At 55.0% G+C, this 20,105-nt stretch carries 19 protein-coding genes; 10 read left to right on the top strand and 9 right to left on the bottom strand.

All coding sequences use genetic code 11. The annotated features are described in order from the left end of the window. Positions 1-50: 50 nt before the first annotated feature. Positions 51-1,070, bottom strand: a complete 1,020-nt coding sequence (mtnA, locus tag LOS15_RS16765) for an S-methyl-5-thioribose-1-phosphate isomerase (RefSeq protein WP_263067221.1) — start codon at positions 1,068-1,070, stop codon at positions 51-53. A 112-nt stretch (positions 1,071-1,182) separates the two neighbouring features. On the opposite strand from mtnA, the gene mtnB reads away from it, so the two are divergent. From mtnB to LOS15_RS16750, 3 genes are read left to right on the top strand one after another with little or no spacing between them, the layout of a single operon-like run. Further along, complete coding sequence (gene mtnB, locus LOS15_RS16760) at positions 1,183-1,764, top strand: methylthioribulose 1-phosphate dehydratase (protein WP_263067220.1); 582 nt, start codon at positions 1,183-1,185, stop codon at positions 1,762-1,764. Between the two features lie 34 nt (positions 1,765-1,798). Beyond that, on the top strand, positions 1,799-2,485 hold the full coding sequence (mtnC, locus tag LOS15_RS16755) for an acireductone synthase (protein ID WP_263067219.1): 687 nt from the start codon (positions 1,799-1,801) through the stop codon (positions 2,483-2,485). 36 nt (positions 2,486-2,521) lie between these two features. Next, the gene (locus LOS15_RS16750; RefSeq protein ID WP_263067218.1) at positions 2,522-3,070 is read left to right on the top strand and encodes a 1,2-dihydroxy-3-keto-5-methylthiopentene dioxygenase; all 549 of its coding nucleotides are present in this window, start codon (positions 2,522-2,524) and stop codon (positions 3,068-3,070) included. Positions 3,071-3,134: 64 nt separating this feature from the next. Here the strand turns inward: LOS15_RS16750 and mtnK are convergent, their stop codons facing one another. The 8 genes from mtnK to LOS15_RS16710 form a co-directional block, all read right to left on the bottom strand. Further along, positions 3,135-4,394: an S-methyl-5-thioribose kinase gene (gene mtnK, locus LOS15_RS16745; RefSeq protein WP_263067217.1), complete on the bottom strand. Its 1,260-nt coding sequence runs from the start codon at positions 4,392-4,394 to the stop codon at positions 3,135-3,137. A gap of 126 nt (positions 4,395-4,520) precedes the next feature. Further along, on the bottom strand, positions 4,521-4,787 hold the full coding sequence (locus LOS15_RS16740) for a DksA/TraR family C4-type zinc finger protein (protein ID WP_263067216.1): 267 nt from the start codon (positions 4,785-4,787) through the stop codon (positions 4,521-4,523). A 104-nt stretch (positions 4,788-4,891) separates the two neighbouring features. Further along, entirely contained in the window at positions 4,892-5,470 is a 579-nt protein-coding gene (locus LOS15_RS16735) for a YgjV family protein (protein WP_263067214.1), read from the bottom strand. A 42-nt stretch (positions 5,471-5,512) separates the two neighbouring features. Further along, on the bottom strand, positions 5,513-6,937 hold the full coding sequence (locus LOS15_RS16730; protein WP_263067213.1) for a glycosyltransferase family 2 protein: 1,425 nt from the start codon (positions 6,935-6,937) through the stop codon (positions 5,513-5,515). Beyond that, on the bottom strand, positions 6,937-8,070 hold the full coding sequence (locus tag LOS15_RS16725) for a HEAT repeat domain-containing protein (RefSeq protein WP_263067211.1): 1,134 nt from the start codon (positions 8,068-8,070) through the stop codon (positions 6,937-6,939). The genes LOS15_RS16730 and LOS15_RS16725 overlap by 1 nt, the downstream gene beginning before the upstream one ends. Beyond that, positions 8,060-8,857, bottom strand: a complete 798-nt coding sequence (locus LOS15_RS16720) for a YaiO family outer membrane beta-barrel protein (protein ID WP_263067209.1) — start codon at positions 8,855-8,857, stop codon at positions 8,060-8,062. Before LOS15_RS16720 ends, LOS15_RS16725 begins: the two co-directional genes overlap by 11 nt. Positions 8,858-8,869: 12 nt before the next feature. Continuing rightward, positions 8,870-9,265: a response regulator gene (locus LOS15_RS16715; protein ID WP_263067207.1), complete on the bottom strand. Its 396-nt coding sequence runs from the start codon at positions 9,263-9,265 to the stop codon at positions 8,870-8,872. 46 nt (positions 9,266-9,311) lie between these two features. Further along, positions 9,312-10,601, bottom strand: coding sequence for a sensor histidine kinase (locus LOS15_RS16710; protein WP_263067206.1), 1,290 nt, complete (start codon positions 10,599-10,601; stop codon positions 9,312-9,314). A gap of 390 nt (positions 10,602-10,991) precedes the next feature. Here LOS15_RS16710 and LOS15_RS16705 point away from each other — a divergent pair, with 390 nt between their 5' ends. From LOS15_RS16705 to LOS15_RS16675, 7 genes are all read left to right on the top strand, one after another. Continuing rightward, on the top strand, positions 10,992-11,405 hold the full coding sequence (locus LOS15_RS16705) for a DUF350 domain-containing protein (protein ID WP_263067204.1): 414 nt from the start codon (positions 10,992-10,994) through the stop codon (positions 11,403-11,405). A 12-nt stretch (positions 11,406-11,417) separates the two neighbouring features. Then, positions 11,418-12,023: a DUF1190 domain-containing protein gene (locus LOS15_RS16700; RefSeq protein WP_263067203.1), complete on the top strand. Its 606-nt coding sequence runs from the start codon at positions 11,418-11,420 to the stop codon at positions 12,021-12,023. A 20-nt stretch (positions 12,024-12,043) separates the two neighbouring features. Next, positions 12,044-13,210, top strand: coding sequence for a glutathionylspermidine synthase family protein (locus LOS15_RS16695; protein WP_263067201.1), 1,167 nt, complete (start codon positions 12,044-12,046; stop codon positions 13,208-13,210). 229 nt (positions 13,211-13,439) lie between these two features. Beyond that, entirely contained in the window at positions 13,440-15,452 is a 2,013-nt protein-coding gene (locus LOS15_RS16690) for a methyl-accepting chemotaxis protein (protein ID WP_263069772.1), read from the top strand. Between the two features lie 12 nt (positions 15,453-15,464). Next, positions 15,465-16,529, top strand: a complete 1,065-nt coding sequence (gene cheB / locus LOS15_RS16685; RefSeq protein ID WP_263067199.1) for a chemotaxis-specific protein-glutamate methyltransferase CheB — start codon at positions 15,465-15,467, stop codon at positions 16,527-16,529. Further along, positions 16,526-17,956 carry a CheR family methyltransferase gene (locus tag LOS15_RS16680; RefSeq protein ID WP_263067198.1) on the top strand — a complete coding sequence of 477 codons (1,431 nt, stop codon included), beginning with the start codon at positions 16,526-16,528 and terminating at the stop codon, positions 17,954-17,956. Before cheB ends, LOS15_RS16680 begins: the two co-directional genes overlap by 4 nt. A gap of 1 nt (position 17,957) precedes the next feature. Further along, positions 17,958-20,063: a response regulator gene (locus LOS15_RS16675; RefSeq protein ID WP_263067197.1), complete on the top strand. Its 2,106-nt coding sequence runs from the start codon at positions 17,958-17,960 to the stop codon at positions 20,061-20,063. The last annotated feature ends 42 nt before the right edge of the window (positions 20,064-20,105 follow it).

Below are 20,105 nucleotides of genomic sequence, written 5' to 3'. Positions count from 1 at the left end.
CATTTTGGCTATATGCGCTAACGCCATTGGGTTAGCGTCTACCGATACGGTTAATCCCGCCCCTGGCAATGCTCGCCACGCGCGATAGCAGCCGCATCAAACACGCCTGTGTCCATCACCCAACCGGTGACAAGCTCCGCAGGCGTCACATCAAAGGCGGGGTTCCATACGGGTGCATCTTCAGGCGCCCACACCACTTCCCCAAAGGCGCCAGCAACGCCACGTATTTCGGCAGCGTCGCGCTGTTCAATGGGAATATCTGCACCGGTGGCGCAGGCGGGGTCTACCGTGGTGTAGGGGGCCACCACATAGAACGGCACCTGATGATAGTGAGCGATCACCGCCAGCATGTAAGTGCCCACTTTGTTGGCAAAGTCGCCGTTGGCACAGATGCGGTCAGCGCCCACCATCACTTTATCTACTTTGCCCGCCGCCATTAGGCTGGCGGCCATGCTGTCAGCAATCAGCTGATAGGGAATCCCCAAATCCGCCATTTCCCAGGCGGTTAAACGGCCACCCTGCAGCAATGGGCGTGTTTCATCCACATACACCTGCAGCTCAACGCCGCGCTGTTTGGCGACTGCAAGCGCGCCAATCGCGGTACCCACCCCTGCGGTGGCCAGCGCCCCGGTGTTGCAGTGAGTCAGCACCCGCTCGCCCGGCTGTAAAAGATCAGCGCCCCGCTCGGCCATACGCTGGCATAGCGCCCGGTCTTCGGCAAACAGCGCGGCGGCACGCTCGGTCAGGGCATTGGCGCCGCGCTCAAAGCAGGCTTCCATGGCATCTAAGCAGTACATTAAGTTAACTGCCGTGGGGCGAGTGGCGCGTAAGCGGTCGCTTACCAACTGCCAATCACCGCCTGGATGGCGCGCGGCATACTGCGCCAGCACAAAGGCTGCGCTCAAGCCAATCAGCGGCGCGCCGCGAATAGCGAGATTTTTAACCGCGCCCTGCCACGCTTCAGGCGAGCCACAGCGCACCCACTGTTCTACTTGGGGCAGTTGGGTTTGATCCAAATACTCAAGGTGGTCGGCATTAACCCGCAAACTGCGTGATTGAAGTTGAGGCATTCGATGAACTCCTTGAGCACTTGAACTTGACTAGCAGAACAACAGCACGGCTTATCAGGCGCGAAGCTTATCATATAGAATGGCGACCACTAGAAGAGGCGACACTGATCCTATGATGACGCTACAAAATGAACTGCTGGATGCCATTTCATGGGCGGCGCAGCAGGGCTGGACGCCCGCCACCGGCGGCAATTTTTCCGCCCGGACTGAAACGGGCTATTGGGTGACTGCCTCTGGCCGGGATAAAACCCGCATTCAAGCCGATGATCTGTTGCTCTGCAACCTGGATGGCAAGATGCTTGAAGGCAACGGCAAGCCGAGCGCAGAAAGCGATCTACATGCCGCGCTGTATCGGCTAGACCCGACCATTCACTGCGTGCTGCACACTCACACCGTGGCCAGCACGGTGCTCTCACGTCGCTTCCCCCAGGGCATAAAGCTAAGCGGTTTTGAGATGCAAAAGGCGCTAGCGGGCAATGTCACCCACGACGCTACCATTACGTTACCGGTGGTGCCCAACTCCCAGGATATGGAAGAACTAGCCGAGCATGTACGCAGCGGCTGGCCCATGCCCTGGGGCTTTTTAGTGGCAGGGCACGGCATTTACGCCGTGGGCGATAGTATCGCCAGCTGTCGCCGCCACTTGGAAGCCATCGAGTTTTTACTCGCCTGTGTTCTCGAAGAGAATCGGTGATCCTAAATGAGGTGTCTTGAATGAGCAGTCTTAAATGAGTAACCCAGCTGTACGCGCGATTGTGACCGATATTGAAGGCACCACCACGGATATCAGTTTCGTGCATAAGGTGCTGTTTCCCTACGCCCACGCCAAGTTGCCCGACTTTCTACGCGCTAGCGCAGAGGCGCCAGCCGTTGCCGAGCAGGTCGATGCCGTGCGCCGTGAAATGGGCGAGCCTGATGCCTCACTGGACGCCGTCATTGCCCAGCTACTGCACTGGATCGAGACCGACCAAAAAGTCACGCCGCTAAAAGCCTTGCAGGGCATGGTGTGGGCGGATGGTTATCAGCGCGGCGACTTTACAGGCCACGTGTATAGCGACGTGGCCCCCACCCTGCGTCACTGGAAAGCGTCAGGCAAAGCGCTATACATCTACTCGTCAGGCTCGGTGCAAGCGCAAAAACTGCTGTTTGGCTATAGCGACGAGGGCGATTTGACCCCCCTATTCAGCGGCTACTTTGATACTCATATCGGACATAAACGTGACGTTGCCGCCTATCAGCGCATTGTGGCTGAGCTTGACCTACCGGCGGAGGCAGTACTGTTCTTATCAGATGTGGTTGAAGAACTAGACTCCGCCAAGCAGGCGGGCATGCAGACGCTGCAGTTGGTGCGCGAAGGCACCCAGGCGGGCAATGTTCACGCCTGCGTCACCCGCTTTGATGAGATTGCCCTGTAGCCTTATACGGCCCGTCACTTTTAAGGAGATTTTTTGATGTCGCAACTGAAAGTATTTGCCGATCAGAACCCTAACGATGCTCTAGTGGACACCGCTGACGGCGAGCAGATTACCGCCGAGCTAAACAAGGTGGGCGTGCTGTTTGAGCGCTGGGCCACGCCAGGAGAGATCGCCGCTGACGCCACCCAGGAAGATATTTTGGCACTCTACCAAGAAGATATTGACCGGGTGAAAGCCCTGGGCGGCTATCAAACCGTCGATGTGCTGCATATGGTGCCCTCACACCCCGACAAAGACGCCATGCGTCAGAAGTTCTTAAATGAGCATCGCCATCACGAAGATGAAGTGCGCTTTTTCGTCAAAGGCCAGGGGCTGTTCTGCTTACATATTGAAGACAAAGTGTATCAGGTGCTGTGCTCTCGCAATGACCTGATTAGCGTGCCTGCCAATACGCCCCACTGGTTCGATATGGGCCCAGCGCCGGAATTCACCGCGCTACGCTTCTTCGATAACGTGGAAGGCTGGGTACCGCACTGGACAGAGAGCGATATCGCCGGGAAGTTTGATCGTATTGACCAACTGTGAATGGTGAATCGTAAAACGCAGCTTTAGCGCGAGACCGCTAAAGCTGCGATTAAATGATTTGTTGTTACAGCACCTCTTGCTGGTTATACGCCCGGGCTAGCTCTGCCAGCGCGCTAAGATCGCTGTAGGCTTCCGGCTCTAGAATCAGCGCTTGGCCCATTAGCACATTGCGTGCTTCAAGCTTAGCGCGCAGCGCGGTGTCTTTAATCTCTTCAAAGTCGGCGTTATGAGCCAGCGACAGTACGCGACGGTGCATTTCAATCCCGCAGTAGGCCAGTGCGTCCAGACGGATCTCCTCCAGCAGCGCATCGCAGGCGTCGTCGGCGCTATTGCCCTGCTCTTCAAATAGCGATTTGGGAAACAGAATACCGGTGCGCTCGGTTTGCCATAGATGGCGGAATTCGGCGTCAAAGCGGGTAAAGCACGCCTCAATCACCTCAAGAATCCATTCCTGATACGCCTCACACTCATCTTCCGGGCGATGAGCCGGTTGGCTGAAATAAGCCATTAGGAAGTTAGCCACCGCCATGCCCAGGTCAAACGCCATCGGCCCGTACTGAGAGAACTCAGGATCAATGACCCGTACGTCAGTATCCGTGGCCATAATGGAGCCGGAGTGAAGATCACCGTGGAGCATGGTTTCGGTGTTAGCAGTGAACTTCATCAACAGCCGCTGAACCTTGGCTTTTAACCGCGCATTACGGCGTAGCTCATCCACTACCGGCGAAAGCTCCGGCGTATGGTGGTTCATTTCAGCGCCGTAATAGGGGTCGGTAAACACCAATGATTCGGTGATGGCAGGAATGGCGACATTGCCTGAAAACAGCCCCACATCCTGCTTCTTCTCAGGACTGCTCAGTGATAGTTCCGAGCCACGAAACGCCATGCGCGCGCAGAATTCACCGATGGTTTCACCAAGCTGAGTAACACGCTCACCGTTGATCAGCTTGCGGCGCAGAATCGTGTGCGGATAGAGGTACTCCATGACGATCAGCGCTTGGGGTTTGTCGAAATAAAGCACCTCAGGCGCAATACCCGGCGCACGCTGGGCCTGACGCACTAAGGCATAATATTCAAAGTGGGCACGGTAAAGCGGCAGCGGCCAGCTTTCGCCCACCATGCGCACATAAGGCAGCGCCTGCTTCACTACTACACTGCCGGTACTGCCTGAAACGATAAACACAAGGTTCAGGTTGCCATCGCCCACTTCGCGAACTCGCCAGGTTGACGAATTGCCCCCTACCCGGCTCGCGACGTCATCCACGCCACCTAGCCGCTGGGAAAGTGTCTCAACACTGAGCGCACAGTACTGTTGATCAGTCACCAAAGGTCATTCCTCATAGATTTTTTGCGTGCAGGCATGCCCTAAAGCAGGACGTAAAGGCGTTAATTTGAGGAGGGTAACAAAGGCGCTGTCGCCATCGCTATTAATTAGTAAAGGCGGGTCGCGTTAACGCAGCTGGCTGTCTTTACTCCCGCGCCGATTATAGCCACTAAAACCTGACTGTTTTTTGTCTAACGCTGCCTGACAAACAATACAGAAACGAACCCCAGGAATTGCTTTACGGCGCGGCTCGGGTATGGGGTCACCACACTCCTCACACACTTCAAGGCTCTCGCCACGGGGCAGTTGGCTACGGGCACGCTGCACCGCGTCATCTACCGTGCTCTCAATCTGTTCTTGTTCGGCGCCATCTTTTGCCCATCCACCGGCCATGGCCTAACTCCTCTTTCCGTGATTCGCACACTGTCAGCATAGCAGTAGCGCCTACGCTTAACGCGGGCCGAAAAAAGAGAGCGACGAGGGCCGATATGAACCGACTAGATCGGGTGATCATTTTTGGTAATCGGGGCTAGCCCTTCGGGGTTTTCAAATACGTCAGGATATCTTCGTTTAGCCCGCATCAAGCGAATAATCGTGACGATGTTAGTGACCACAATCAGCCCTTCTGCAATAGTACCGCCGACAGTGCCAATCAACAGGTTGTTCAGCATCCAAGCTAAGGCGGCCAGCCCTAGGCATACCCGCATGGCGATGCCACGCAGTAAAAACATACCAACCGTGCCTATTACCATGGCCATCATGGGTAACATATCGACCCAGCTTTGCCACGTTAAAGCGGCAGCAATACCGCTGGCCAGCAGCACGCCCGACATAACAACTTTGCTTCCTAGATAGCGCCTAGCAAGTACAATGCGCACAATCACTAACACCGTAAGCGCTGCCGCCGTCCAGCTTTCAAAAAATACAAACTGCAGCGCAAACGCCACATTGGCGGAGATCAGCAGTACCAACAAGCGATCATCATTTTTGCTGGCAAAAGCCACCACGCATATTACCAGCGCCACCAAGCCAAAGAACTGACCGGCAATAGCACTATGGCTTAGGTTATCTAACATTGAATACACTCTGGATACTTTTAACGCATGTAAGCGTCATGGCTAATGCTGCCCCCACTGTCCGCTGCGTTTCATCGCTCCCCATTGGTGCTTCCGCCTTGAGAACCACTGCCATAAGCCACGGCAGCGCCAAAGGGTGTTTAGCTGGCGATAGCCAAAATTCTCAATCACAGCAACCATAAACAGCCGCCACATATCGCGACGTCTTGCATAGACCCGAAACGAAAGCGTTTCAAGCAGGAGACCGTTCACCGAGAGAAGAATACCCATACCGATGGCCACCAGCATAAAGACCGTAAGCGCAAGTGGCGAAATGATGCCTAGGCTAAAACCGACGACCATAAAGAGATAGCCACCCAGTTCGATTAATGGCCCAAGCCACTCAAAAAGCGCCATAAAGGGCCACGCCAGCCTGCCGGGTGCGCCACCTCTGGGCATGACCGCCAACTTGGTATGCCTCGACAAACTTTCTGCCAAGCCGCGCTGCCAGCGGCTACGCTGCTTGCCTAATGTAGTGAGATCTTCCGGTGCTTCTGTCCAGCAGATAGGGTCTGGTAAATAGTGGATACGATAAGGCAGGCGCTTTTCTCGGTGATAGCGGTGCAGCCGCACCACTAGCTCCATATCCTCGCCTACCGTGGTGGTACTGTAGCCGCCTACATCCATCACACGCTCACGGTTAAACAAACCAAAGGCGCCTGAAATAATCAGCACGGCATTCATGGGTGACCAGCCTAAACGGCCAAAGAGGAAGGCACGTAAGTATTCAACAATTTGAAAACGTGCCAACAGGCTACGGGGGATACCCGCCTCCAAAAGATAGCCGCCTTGCACCTTGGAACCATTAGCAATGCGCACCGTTCCACCAGCCGCCACCGTGCGCTCATCTTCCAGGAAGGGCTGCACTACCCGCAACAAACTGTCTCGTTGCAAAATCGAGTCGGCATCAACCGCACAAAAAAGCGCATGGCGGGAGGCGTTAATCCCAGCATTCAGCGCATCAGCTTTGCCCCCATTCGCCTTATCAATCACTTTCAGATGGTCATAGCGGCGCGAGCGGTATACGCCAAGCACTTCTTGGTGAGGCACGCTTCGCCGAAGTGGCTCAGGATACTCTTCTAGCTCAAACGCCTCTTTTAAGACGGCCAGAGTATTGTCCTTAGAGCCATCGTTAATGACGACAATTTCAAACTCCGGGTATTGAAGCTGCATTAAGGAGAGGATTGATGTGCGGATCGTTGCCTCTTCATTAAACGCGGGCACTAGAATAGAGACGGCAGGCTCTACACCAAGGTACGGAACTGTTTCACCCAGCTCAGCCCGCTGGCGCATATAGCGGCGGAGACTGATCATCGACAGCACGTTGAGGGTTAAGTAACCGCCATTTAACAGTACAAAGTAGCCGATGAAGCCTACCTGGCCCCACCACACCCAATCAACCCCGGTCACTGCTTGCCAAATTTCCATTAGCGCTTCTCCGCGATGGCACGACGTAGGGCATCGCGACCATAACGATCTTGTAAACCCTCAGATAGAGCGTTAAGGCGTGGTTTATTAATGCCTGGTAAATCAACCAGCGCATCAGCAGCGGCTTGTCGTACCCACCAACTAGGGTCGCTAAGCATGCGCATAAACTGCGCCTCATCAGCCTCATTGGCTTGACGCTTGAGCGCCAACACCGCTTCGACTCGCACCTGCGGCAACGGATGATTGAACGCTTGTTCAATTAGTTCGCGATCTTGCGCGCTATGCAACTCTGCTAAGCAACGCAGCGATGCACATACCGCATCACGCTGCTCACGGCTTAACTCCATTGAAGCAGGTAGCTGCAGCAAACTGCGCCGTGCCCACTGTGCCGCACTGGAGGGGGCTACCCATTCAAGTAGTGCCACAATACGAGGGTGTGGAGACTGCTCTAAAGCAGTTAGCAATGGCGGCCCCGCTGCTGTGCGGCCCGCCTGCTTGCATAAGGCTTTAAAACGCAGGTACGCCCAGTCTTTTCGCTGAATATAGAACGGCACTAAAAAGCGCATGGCGCGCTCAGGATTCATCGCGACCAATACGTCTGCCGCTGCGAGGCTTTCTACTGGATTAGAAGAAGTAACGAGTGGCGCCACAGACATCCAGTGGCGCTCTTCCCCCACGTGCCGTAAACAAGCCAGAGCCAACAGCCTACGGTGCGCTCGGCGATTGTCTAAAAGCGATGCTACGTAGGTATCTAACGCTAAGTGGCCAAAAAATGTATTTAGTTTTTCTTTTGTGCCACCGCGCAGCTGGCGCTGCAAATTAACCCACATCAACAGCAGCCAAAAGCGCTCCTCATCACGGTGTGAATTGAGCGGCGGTAAATCCACGCGCTCACCCAGGCTCCATGCCGTCAGTAGCGGGCGCCAGCGAGCATTAAAGGCCGCTCTCCTTCGCTGACGCCGTCCAGCCAATTCAGACAACACCAGCACATTAAACATCACGACCAGCGTTAACACTGCTAAGGCAATAGCGCTGTAGACAGCAAGCCTCAGGGCGGGATCACTTGGTAAAACGGTCAGTTGCCTCAGCGCCGCGACGAACAGCTCAAACAGCGCGACCACCTCAGAAAGCACGACGAATGCCTACTTGTACTCCATAGCGGTCATAAATATTCCCCTGGCTCAGCCACCCCACGTCCCAGGAAACTGCCCAATCATCATCCAACCAGTGTCGGCCACGCACACCAACACCCGATACAGAACTGGTGAACACATTGCCATTGGGTAGCGCTTCCTCTTCACGCCCTAGGTTGCCTCGTAGGCCAATAAAGCTCGTGTCATTGTAATAGCGGTCTAACGCCACGGCATGCCCTATCGGCGTGCCTGCACCATCAACGTCGCTGATATTCAACGTATAAGCGCCTCGCCAGTTACCCCAATAGCGCTCGCCACCGAGTGCTAGGCGATCTACCTGGGAGTCATTGTACTGCGTGCGGCGCAGGCTAGTGTTGGCGACCCAGCCGTTAGTAAGCACGCGCTGCACACGTAAGTCGGCGTACCAGCGAGGGAGAAAATCACCGTCAAATGCCTTAGCTACTTCTGGCTGAACAACCCAATAGGCACCTATAGGAATCGCGGCTCCCGCTTCAACGCCTTGATCCCAACTACCGTAACGTCGTTCTCGCAGCGCGGCACCGTACCAAGTAATGCCATTCAGAGTGCGGGTTTGGGCATCAAGACGCTGGGCCTGCCAGGCAGAGAAGCCATTATCTAAATGCTCGTAGCGCTGCGACACTTCCAGCTCAGTACGGCGTTCATCGGCCTCAGCAAAAGGTGCTGTGACTACCACTAAAGCTACAAACAGTGCTAGGCCCTTGCCAAAGCAAATATTCAAGTTAAGCAAACGGTTAGCGTATGTCATCAGTTCTCCTCTTTAACGTTTACGCAAAAAACGGCGTAAACGCGCTAACAGCTCATCCGGCTGAAACGGCTTTGTGACATAGTCGTCTGCGCCTAACTCTAGCGCTCGCACGATATCCGCTTCCCTCGCTTTGGCGGTTAACATCACCACCGGAACGTCCTCCCAAACTGGCTGCGACCGCAGTCGGGCAAGAATTTCCAAACCATCATGATAAGGAAGCATCATATCCAAAAGCACTAGATCCGGAACTTGGCTGCTGCTTGCTCCATGAGTAATACGCTCCAGCGCTTGCCGACCTTCCTCAGCATGCTCAACCTGGTAGCCGTTACGCTCCAGCAAAAAGCGCAAAAGAAAAGCAATATCCTCTTCATCTTCGACCAGTAAAATAGTCGCTGCTGTTGATGACATATGACCCTCTTAGCGTCGTTTGTACATTGTTAAGTAAGCGCTTATATCAGCTTACCGATACCACTCTGGGTAAGCGAATCCAGAAACAGCTGCCTTCAAAGGGTATGGATCGAAAGCCAATGCGTCCCCCCATTTCCTCAACCAGAGCTTTCGTAATTGCCAACCCTAGTCCCGTCCCACCTGCTCGGCGCCTGTCGGTCCCATCCGCCTGAGCAAAGCGTTCAAACACGCGGGGCTGAAACGACCACGGTATTCCACTGCCATGATCGCAAACGCTTACTTCAAACCAGCGGCTATCTACCTGCCCCGCCGTTATTTCAACCTGACCTTCTGGTGAAGAGTGTTTACACGCATTGGAAATCAAGTTCGCCATGACTTGGGCAAAGCGCTCTGGGTCTACTTCAACCTCGTCATGCTCATCTAATGCTTTCGTTAAGGCATTTTTCAAAACAGAATCATTAGCTGATACGTGCTTAAACACCAACGAAACAGAAAAACTCTCTGCGTAAGGCTGGTTGAGGAGTACAGACTGCTCTATCAGCGACTTAAGTGGCAATTGCTGCCAGTTAAACGTTAGTTGTCCACTTTCGAGTTTCTCAATATCGAGAATGTCATCAATCAAATGCTTTAAACGTTTACCATTATCATTTGCTATTGTGATCAAACGCTGTGCATCTTGGTTCAGTGTGCCTCCCATACCGCTTTGCAACATGCCTAAAGCGCCCAAAATCACCGTTAATGGTGTGCGTAGCTCGTGGCTTACCGTGGATATGAACGTTTGCTGCATGGTCATGACTCGCTGGCGCTGGCGCCATTGAGTGATAATAGACACACTGGTGATGATCAGCAGCAGCGCTACAGCAGCAGCGCCGCCGCCCCACACCCAACGTGACCGTTGTGCTTGACGGGTCGCGTGTTGAGTTTGGGCACTTAGCAGCTCACGCTCATTTTGTTCTAACGCATTAAGATGGCTGCGCAATCGATCCATGGTTTGCCGCCCCCCTGCGGCTAATAGCCTGAGGGCAGCCGCTTCTAAGCCATCGGTTTCACGTACCATGATATTGGCTTCGGCAATTTGGATCCGCCGAGTCAGCAAAGCTGTAAATTCGTCTTCCAAAAGTTCGTTACTGGGCTCATCGGCAGCTGAAATATCCGCTAACTGCTCTCGTTTTTGGACTAACTGAGCGCGCGCCCGCTGATAGGGCAATAGATAAGCGGGTTGACCGGTAATCACATATCCACGCTCCCCGGTTTCTAAGTCCAGTAATGTCGCTTTAAACGCCTGAATGAGCGTAATGCTCTCAAGGTGCTTGTGGACAGCGGCATTCGAGCTCAACAGCGCCTCTTGAACTCGAACGCCTTGCCAGCCCATTGCGACTAAAACGAAAGCTACCACTATAAGAGCGAGAAGTTGGAAGCGGCGTAGCAATGGAGGGAGAAGGTATGTCGACAATAGAACTCCTATTTAATGCAATTAACGGTCTAAGCCTCTTTACCCCTTATAGCAGCCTCATCCTTTATTATCACTCTTTAACCCTGTTTTCATTACCTAAGCGGAGCAGTGTACCCTCCTTTACGCCCTAGGTAGGGAGCACAAGCGTAGTGTCTAGCATCATCAAAAGCCCTAATTAAGCGTGTTAAACAAACTTGATGGGGTTTTACCGCAGCGTGGCTCAGCTATGTCACAATACACATCGTCCATCTAGTTATAGGGAAGCGCGTCGCTATGTTGCATTACTTACAAGGGTTACCGCATTTTCTTGCCTACTTAATAGGCGCTCTTGGGCTGCTAGTCGCCTTTATGTACTGCTACAGCCGCATTACGCCTCACCACGAATGGACGCTAATACGTGAAGGCAACGCCGCGGCCGCACGCGCCTACGGTGGCTCTATTTTAGGCTTTACCATTCCGCTCTATAGCGCCATGGCGAACTCTGTCAGCTATATCGACTTTATCCTTTGGGGCATTATTGCCTTCGGTGTTCAGTTAGCCACCTTCTTCGGATTGAAGCTGTTTCTACGCCAGCAGGGCGAAAGCCTTTCCCAGCATATTAACGAAGGCCACCAAGCCTACGGCACTCTAGTAGGCAGCATTTCTATTGCGGTCGGCTTGATCAACGCAGCCTCGATGACGTGGTAAAGGAGAGTGACATTGGATACGCATAACCACCCGGCACAGTTACCCCGTCGCAAGCGCAGCGCCCGCCTGACCCTGGCAATGATGGGCACCAGCGCCTTTGGCTTAACCGCGTGTGTTGAGCCAGCGCCTGATGAGCACGTGACCGAGGTCAGCTTCGATGAACCCAGAAGCTTTCAAAGCGTTGAAGAGTGCGTGGCCGCCAACGTTTATACCCGCAGCGCCTGCGAAGATGCTCACGCTGCATCGCTAGAGTCAGTTCCCCGTTTTGACACACTAGAGGCCTGCGAAGCAGAGCACGGTGAAGGCGCTTGCACGGCACCTAACGAGGAGCAAGCCGAAGCTACCGGCGGGGGCGGCAGCTGGTTTATGCCCGCCATGATGGGTTACATGATGGGCAGCATGCTATCCAACACTAACCGTGGCCGCTCTATAGAGCGGGTGTATCAAGAGCCGGTTTACCGTAATCGCCAGAACCAAGGCAACTGGAACGCCGCCGCCAACCAGGCAACGCAGCGCGTTAACCAGCGCAATGAGGCCATGCGTAGCTCAGTAGTTCAGAATCGCCAAGCAACGACGCGCCGAGGCCTAGGCACACGCTCAGCCTCTTGGGGCTCATAACCAGTCGCTGAGGAGCCGCTATGCTGCGGGTCGATATACCCGAACGTAGAGCGTGGAAAACCCTAGCTAACGAGCTAGGGTTTCATTTTCACACCATTGATGGTGCGCCTTACTGGAAAGAGGACGCCTATTACCAGTTCACCCTGGAGCAGGTTGAACAGGACATTGAGTCCCCTACTGAAGCGCTGCATGAAATGTGCATGGAGTTGGTCGACAAGGTCTGCCACTCCAATGCGTTAATGCAGCGCTTAGCGATTCCTGAATTTATGTGGGACACCATTCATCACTCCTGGAAAGCGGGTCAGCCGCCCCTCTATGGACGAATGGACTTTGCCTACTCCGGTAACGGCCCAGCTAAGCTGTTAGAGCTGAATTACGATACGCCCACCTCGCTTTATGAAGCGGGTTTTTTCCAGTGGGTGTGGCTTGAGCAAGCCATTGAGCAGGGCCTTCTTCCCCGGCAAGCTGACCAGTACAACTCGATTCAAGAGCGGCTAATTAACGCCATGGCGCACTTAGGCGACCGGCTGGAAGGGCGTACTCTTTACTTCTCCTGTGTAAAAGGCAGCGATGAAGAGCGGGCAACGGTCAGCTACTTGCAGGACATTGCGCTACAGGCAGGGCTTAATGCGCCGTTTATTTATACCGATGACATCGGTCTACAGCCAGGTGCTCGTCATTTTGTCGATTTAGACCATCAGCCGATTACCGCTATTTTCAAACTCTACCCCTGGGAAGAGATGGCTGACGATACATTTGGCAGGCAGTTGCCGCTGCTCGACACCCACTGGTTCGAGCCACCCTGGAAAGCAATCTTGTCTAACAAAGGCATTTTGCCACTGCTATGGGAACGCTTTGAAGGCCACCCCAATCTGCTGCCAGCGTTTTTCGAGGACGATGCCAGCGCCCCACTCGCCGCAGGATGGGTGCGTAAGCCGTTCTTCTCACGGGAAGGCAGCAATATAAGCTTAATCACGCCTTCAGGTGAGCAACAGACTGTCGGCGGCCCCTACACCGACAGCCCGTGGATACGCCAGGCCTACCACAGCCTGCCTCGCTTTGGTGATAAGCACGCGTTAGTCGGCAGTTGGGTAGTGGGTGACCGTGCCTGCGGCATGGGCATTCGTGAGGATGTGGGGCGCATTACCAAAGACACGTCATGCTTTATTCCCCACGCGATCGTATAAATAGGCGTACCCCATTCAACTGATTAGCACTAGACATTACGCATTAAAAAGGCTGAAATCGTTGGTACTACTGATGGGCACGGTGATAAGCACGACGTTCACAAGTCGCTTTCATAAGTAGTGGGGGCACTCCCCTTCACCCTCTTTACCCTGAGCGTTACCTAACAGCGTTAAAGCTACATGCCGCTGCGGCTTCAGGGCCACCGTTTACTTTGGAGCAATGGCAAACATGATGGCGCGCTGGAAATCTCTACCTTTACGGCTTCGATTATTTCTCTCCTTTGGCATCGTCCTCGCCCTCGCCATGCTCCTGGCACTCTATCTTCAAGCGCGCTCCTACGGCCAAGCGCGACTCAATTACCTGATTAACGAAGAGTTACCGGCCCAGGTCGAGGGGCTAGCCGCACATATCAATCTCAATCTCAGTCAAAATCTCGCTATTTCCCAAAGCTTGGCCAATAGTTACTTTATTGAAGAGTGGGTTCGCGACGGATTGCCTGAAGCAGACCAAGCTGACATTACCCGTTACCTTGGGCGCTTGATGGAGCAGATAGACACCGAACTGCTGTTTATCGCCGCTCAATACCAAGGGCGGGGCTACTATATTCAACTGCGCAATGGCGAACTTCTGCAGCGTATTATCCAGCCGCCCGGCAGTGAGGATGATTGGTACTACCGCTTTATTGAAAGCGAGAACGCCTACGAGTTGAATTTAGATAGCGATACGTTTTCACCTGACGATGCTTTTGTATACGTTAACTACCGTAGCACGGCTAACACCGCCAACGGCCTGCCATTAATAGTGGCGGGCGCGGGGTTGGATCTCTCCCAAATGGCCACCCTCATTAACGACTTCCGCTTGGGTGACACCGGACGCGCCTCCCTAATCAGCGCAGAAGGAGAGCTGCTCATTCGCAGCGATGGGGACATCACCACGTCCGAGCTCTTACCAGACCAAACGTCGCAGCGCCTGCGGCCTGATGAATACCTCCAGGTACAAGAGATTGAGCGCGATGGCCAAACGCTGTTAATCAGTACTCGCTGGCTACCCGAACTGCAGCGCTACCTCATGGTGGAAGTCGAGAAAGAGAGTTATTTGACCTCCACTCGGGAACGCTTTTTAGAGTCTAGCGGATTAGGGCTGCTCATTTTACTTATCGGATTGCTGATTCTCTACCCGCTGACGGGCAGCCTGACGCGCCCCCTGCTTGACTTTCAGCGCCAGCTAAAAGATATCACCCTCAGTTTGGACCTCTCGCGGCGCGTCAGTACCGACGATAATTCCGAGCTTGGCGACCTAGCCCATCAAACCAACGAACTCCTTGAACGCCTCTCCCGTGCTATCGCGGCGGTGGCCAAGAACGCGGTGGCGTTAACGCACGTCGCCGACCGGCTGGCAAAAACGGCGGGGCTTTCCGGCGTGCACGGCAGCGATATTGATAATGAAGCAAGCCAAACCATGGCGGCCGCCGTTGAAGAGATGGCCTCTTCCGTGGCTGAAATCACTTCCACCATGGAAGAGCTTTCTACCTCATCCACGCAAATCGCTGACCACTCCCAGTCGGTCGTCGACGTGGCCAACCAGACGTTAGAACGCAGTCGTAAAGGCAGCGCGGCCATGCAGCTGCTACAGTCAAAAATGCAGGACATACGCAGCGACAGCGAGCAGAGTCTGACCGAGATCATGACCCTGGGAGCGAAATCCAAGCAGATTAACAAAGTCATGGAGTTGATCAACACGTTGGCCGCCCAGACAAAGCTGATCGCCTTCAATGCCGCACTGGAAGCCTCAAGCGCGGGGGAGTCGGGGCGGCGCTTTTCAGTCGTTGCCAGCGAGATACGTCGTTTAGCCGACAGCGTCACGGACTCGACCCAAGAAATTGAAGCACATACCGACGATATCCAGACGGCGATCAATCGTTTGGTGGTGGCGTCTGAGAAAGGTGCCGCTTCCATCGAGCAGGGCGTTGAAGCCAGCCTGAGCACGGCCCAAGATCTGGACGCGCTGCTTAAAGCGGCCAGTCAAACCAGCAGCGCCGCCCAGCAGATTTCGCTCTCTACCCAGCAACAAAAAACCGCCAGTAGCCAAGTGGTGATGGCGCTGCGCGACATTGATACCGCCAGCTCACGCAACGCACACTCGGTGCGCAGCATTACCGATATCAGCCAAGATATGATTCAAATGTCGGCTGAGCTTAACGCGCTGGTGAAGGAGTTCACCCTTACCCATCAAGACCGCTGATAAGGATACCGGATGAGTGTGATTCGGGTAGTCATTGCCGACGACAGCCAAGTAGCCCGCGAGGTGCTACGCGATATCCTTAGCCGAGCGGAGGACATTGAGGTGGTAGGCGAAGCCACGAACGGCCGTGAAGCGGTTGAACTGGCCAAACGCCTTGCGCCTCAGCTGGTCACCATGGATCTCAACATGCCGGTAATGGACGGTTTAAGCGCTATCGAAGAGATCATGTACAGCAAGGGCGTCCCCATACTGGTAGTGAGTGACCGCTCTGATGCAGAAACCGCGTATCAAGCGCTGGAGGTGGGCGCCCTAGAAGTCATGCCTAAACCCACACTAGAAGGGGCCGACGCCGAGCGCTTTTTAGAGCGTGTTCGTCTGCTTGCCGGCGTCGCGGTAATCACACGACTCAGGCGACGCGCCACAACACATGCCCCCCGCGCCACCCTACCTAACTTGCCCGCTCCTCCACCGGACGTGCAGAGGGACTACCAGCATGTGATCGCCATTGCTTGCTCAACCGGTGGCCCGCAAGCCTTAGTACGCCTGCTGCGAACGTTACCCGCCGGTTTTCCAATACCCATTATCATCGCCCAGCATATTAGTCATGGGTTTATCGATGGCATGGCGCAGTGGCTAGCCTCACTGTGCGCCATGCCGGTCAGTGTGGGCAAAGAGGGCGAGCAAATCCGCCCTGGGCACATTTACTTATCCCCTTCAGAGCGTGATTTGTGCATCTCCCACCACCACCGGTTTCAGCTTCAGTCCAGCCCTGAAAACGCTCTGTATCACCCTAGCTGTGATGCTCTACTACAGAGCATTGCCCAGGTGTATGGCAGAGATGCCATTGGTATTATTTTGACCGGCATGGGCCGCGATGGCGTGAACGGCATGCGCGCTATTTATCAGGCAGGCGGCACTACATTGGCACAAGATGAAGCCAGTTCGGTGATTTACGGTATGAACCAGGAAGCCGTTCGAGCGGGCGTTATTCACTATGAGCTACCACTCGACAGCCTAGCGGAGCGACTCTTGTGGTATGTACGCGGCTATCTAAGCCGACCGGAGCCTCTCGCATGAGCGCGCTTGCCTCATTTAAAACCCTGGTACACCAGCGCTGCGGTTTACACCTAGAAGGGTTGGCCGAAGCCCGGCTTTTCCGAGCGGTCACTAACCTACAAGCCTCGACAGGAATAACCGACACTCCTCAGCTTCTCAAACAGTTAACCCGCGACACGGCGCTTTTCAATCACTTTGTCAGCCAATTAACGGTCAACGAAACCTATTTTTGTCGCGAACCAGATGCCCTGGAGTGGTTAATCAACACCTATTTACCTGAACGTTTAGCCGCACAGGAGCCGCCGCTCTCTATCTTTAGCGCTGGCTGCTCTTCCGGTGAAGAGCCCTATAGCGTAGCGATGATGCTATTTGAACGCTTTGGCGAGCGCGCCAAGACACTGTTTACGCTCACCGGCGGCGACCTCGATCATCACATCCTCGCCAAGGCGCGTCAGGCGGTGTACGGCGGCATGGCGTTTCGCGCCCTCTCGCCTGACTTCAAAGCGCGTTACTTTAGCCCTTTCCAGGGTCGCTTCAAGCTGCACGAATCGCTACGTCAGTGGGTCACCTTTTGCCCGTTTAACCTCCTTAACGCCAACGAGAGCCCTCCTGGCGGCCCTTTTGATGTCATTCTGTTCCGCAATGTGTCGATCTACTTCGACCAGCAGACGCGACGGCGTATTCATCAGCAGCTTAGCCCGTTACTAGCGCCGAATGGCATCTTACTCTGCGGCATCACCGAAACTTTGGGCAACGATCTCGGTGTGTTTGAACTGGTCGAAGATCAGGGCATTTTTTACTTTCGCCATACACAGCGCCCCGCGCCCCCATCGCCACTCTCCTCGGCCTTGGTGGAGGCCGCGCCTGATGCCCTTTTTGATCACGATGAAAGCGCTGGAAAAACGCAAGAGCCCCCCCATAGCACTGGCTTAGCACCCGCTACGCCGCCTGAACAAGCGGCGCTAAACGCTGCGTCGGACACTACCGCAGCGGGCAGCATGGACCACCCACTGCATAACGCCCACCAGTTGCTAAACCAAAATGCGTTTGACGACGCCGCTACGCTGCTTGAAACGCTGCTTAAGCAACAGCCGTGGTCTATCGACGCCCTGGTGCTAAGCGGGCTAGTTGCCCGTTGGCAGCAGCAGCCTCAGCGCGCCCACGACTATTTTAAAAGGGCCATTTACGCCGCCCCAGAGTGCTGGCCGGCGCACTTCTATTTAGCGGAACTATATCGCCAAGGCGAGCTGAGCGACGATCCATTGCAGCGTCGGCAGCGCTATGCCGCCGTAGTACGTTTGTTAACCACCGCCCCCGCTTCCAGCGGAGGATTAGCCACTATCGCCCCACCGCTCCCCCCCGGTGATGCGCGTTTTCTTGCTGAGCGCTATCTAGACGCGGTTAACAGCACGCTGGGAGCTACCGGCGCCACACAGGGAGTGACTTGATATGGCGCTGGATATTCGCCGCTTTGTACAGCGCTTTGTGGAAGAGGCCGCCGACCATCTGCCGCGTCTACGCGAAGGCATCAACGCATTAGAGCAGGGTGACGCTGATCGGGAGCAGATCAACGAGCTATTTCGCGCGGCACATACGCTGAAAGGCTCGTCGCGCATGCTGAAACTGACGCCCATTACGGCCCTGGCGCATAGCACCGAAGAGCTGCTCAGTGCACTGCGCGATGGCACGCTCGACACGTCGCCGACGGTAACTAGTCTTCTCCGCCAGGCGGTTGACGGGCTTTCTGACTTCGTCAGCCAGCTCGCTGATGGGGCGACAGGCGACGACTTGCCCGCAGCGGATGAGTCACTGTGTAGCGCCCTGGAACAAGCGGCTCGCGGGCAGACCGCCCCTCAGTCCCCCTCTCCCCTTGCGGATTCACCGGCGCCGGCGCCTGCTCCCTCAACCGTGGCGGCACCCGAAACCGAGCTACGTCTCAGCGATACCGTGCGGGTACGCTTGGATCGACTTGACGATGTTATCCGCTTGATGGGGGAAGTGCTTTCGGGGCACCACCACTTACACACCCTCGTAGAGCAAGCGCGAGCGCTAAGCACCACGCTTCCTGCGGCTCAGCAGTCCCCCTTTCATGCCTTTCACCGAGAGCTGAAAGACAGCGTGTTAAGTCACGACGCGCTGATGAGCGACCTACACGACCGAGCGCTGCAAATGCGCATGCTGCCGCTCAGCGTGGTATTCGACCCGCTCGCGCATATGTCCCGTGAATTGGCTCACTCACTGGGCAAACAGGTTGATTGCCGTGTGCGCGGCGGTGAAATCGAGCTGGACCGCCAAATGATTGACCGCCTGTCAGACCCGCTCATTCACCTGCTGCGTAATGCCTTGGATCACGGTTTAGAACCGCCCGCTGAGCGCCAAGCATCGGGTAAAGCGCTTCGTGGACAGCTGGTGATTGAAGCGTGGCAAGATGCTGACTGGGTGGTGGTAGAGATGCATGACGACGGCGCCGGTATTGCACTGGACACGGTGCGTCAAAAAGCACTCGTTAAACAGCTGGTCAGTGAGGAGCAGCTGAACACTCTGAGTGAGCAGGAGACCCTAGAACTTATTTTTCTACCCGGCTTCTCGACCAAAAGCATGATTACCGACTTTTCAGGGCGCGGCGTGGGCATGGACGTCGTTAAACGCACCGTGGTGGACGAGCTTAACGGCGACTTGCAGCTTGCCAGTGATCACGGCCGCGGCACTCGCTTTACGCTGCGCCTGCCGCTGTCGTTGGCGATGATGCGGGTGCTGCTGATCAGCGTTAGCGGTGTCACCCTCGGGGTAACCGCACCATACGTGTCAGAGCTGGTGGAGTGTGCATCGGAATCCTTCATTGACGCCGCTGGTCAGCGAACGTTGATTTTACGCAACGAGTTTGTTCCCGTTGTCTCACTGGCGCAGCTGCTTGAGTTACCAGAAACGATGCCCGTCACTGAGAACACGCTACTGCTGGTTGTCCACCTTCGCCATCAGAAGCTTGCCTTAATGATTGATGCTCTGATTGACGAACGCGATATGGTGATCAAGCCGCTGCCTGCGCATCTACGCCACTTACCACTGGTCTCAGGTATGGTGACCATAGGGCGAAATGCGTTGGTGAGCCTACTTCACATCCCCGCGTTGCTGGAGGCTAGCCAGCACAATACCCAACGCAAGAGTAGCGATCAGCGCCTAACCCCCCTCACAAAGCGCGTTTTAGTGGTCGACGACTCACTGAATACCCGCGAAATCGAAAAAGATGTGCTGGAAGCGTGGGGCTATCACGTCACCCTGGCCGAAAACGGTCGCGAGGGATTAGCCAAAGCGCTGGCGGAACCGTTTGACGCGGTGCTTACCGACATCGAGATGCCGGTTATGGATGGCTTTGCGCTGACTGCCCGACTGCGCGAAAATGAGATTTATCGTTATCGGCCCATTATCATCATTACCTCCCGTGAGAAAGAAACGGATCGACGGCGCGGTATTGAGGTCGGTGCTGATGCCTATATCGTCAAGGGCAGTTTTGATCAAAACAATTTAGTAGAGACGCTACAGGCCCTGCTGGGCTAACGGCCTGCCCCACTTACATAACCATCCATAACCATCAAGAGG

Origin of the sequence: Halomonas sp. 7T (genome assembly GCF_025643255.1) — a bacterium.
In the GTDB taxonomy this organism is placed as follows: domain Bacteria; phylum Pseudomonadota; class Gammaproteobacteria; order Pseudomonadales; family Halomonadaceae; genus Vreelandella.
This window is presented reverse-complemented; position numbering and strand designations above follow the sequence as displayed.

Excerpts from the sequence above, each read along its gene's own strand:
- mtnA (WP_263067221.1), bottom strand. The coding sequence starts at position 1,070 with ATGCCTCAACTTCAATCACGCAGTTTGCGGGTTAATGCCGACCACCTT.
- mtnB (WP_263067220.1), top strand. The coding sequence starts at position 1,183 with ATGATGACGCTACAAAATGAACTGCTGGATGCCATTTCATGGGCGGCG.
- mtnC (WP_263067219.1), top strand. The coding sequence starts at position 1,799 with ATGAGTAACCCAGCTGTACGCGCGATTGTGACCGATATTGAAGGCACC.
- LOS15_RS16750 (WP_263067218.1), top strand. The coding sequence starts at position 2,522 with ATGTCGCAACTGAAAGTATTTGCCGATCAGAACCCTAACGATGCTCTA.
- LOS15_RS16740 (WP_263067216.1), bottom strand. The coding sequence starts at position 4,787 with ATGGCCGGTGGATGGGCAAAAGATGGCGCCGAACAAGAACAGATTGAG.
- LOS15_RS16735 (WP_263067214.1), bottom strand. The coding sequence starts at position 5,470 with ATGTTAGATAACCTAAGCCATAGTGCTATTGCCGGTCAGTTCTTTGGC.
- LOS15_RS16730 (WP_263067213.1), bottom strand. The coding sequence starts at position 6,937 with ATGGAAATTTGGCAAGCAGTGACCGGGGTTGATTGGGTGTGGTGGGGC.
- LOS15_RS16720 (WP_263067209.1), bottom strand. The coding sequence starts at position 8,857 with ATGACATACGCTAACCGTTTGCTTAACTTGAATATTTGCTTTGGCAAG.
- LOS15_RS16715 (WP_263067207.1), bottom strand. The coding sequence starts at position 9,265 with ATGTCATCAACAGCAGCGACTATTTTACTGGTCGAAGATGAAGAGGAT.
- LOS15_RS16705 (WP_263067204.1), top strand. The coding sequence starts at position 10,992 with ATGTTGCATTACTTACAAGGGTTACCGCATTTTCTTGCCTACTTAATA.
- LOS15_RS16695 (WP_263067201.1), top strand. The coding sequence starts at position 12,044 with ATGCTGCGGGTCGATATACCCGAACGTAGAGCGTGGAAAACCCTAGCT.
- LOS15_RS16690 (WP_263069772.1), top strand. The coding sequence starts at position 13,440 with ATGATGGCGCGCTGGAAATCTCTACCTTTACGGCTTCGATTATTTCTC.
- cheB (WP_263067199.1), top strand. The coding sequence starts at position 15,465 with ATGAGTGTGATTCGGGTAGTCATTGCCGACGACAGCCAAGTAGCCCGC.
- LOS15_RS16680 (WP_263067198.1), top strand. The coding sequence starts at position 16,526 with ATGAGCGCGCTTGCCTCATTTAAAACCCTGGTACACCAGCGCTGCGGT.
- LOS15_RS16675 (WP_263067197.1), top strand. The coding sequence starts at position 17,958 with ATGGCGCTGGATATTCGCCGCTTTGTACAGCGCTTTGTGGAAGAGGCC.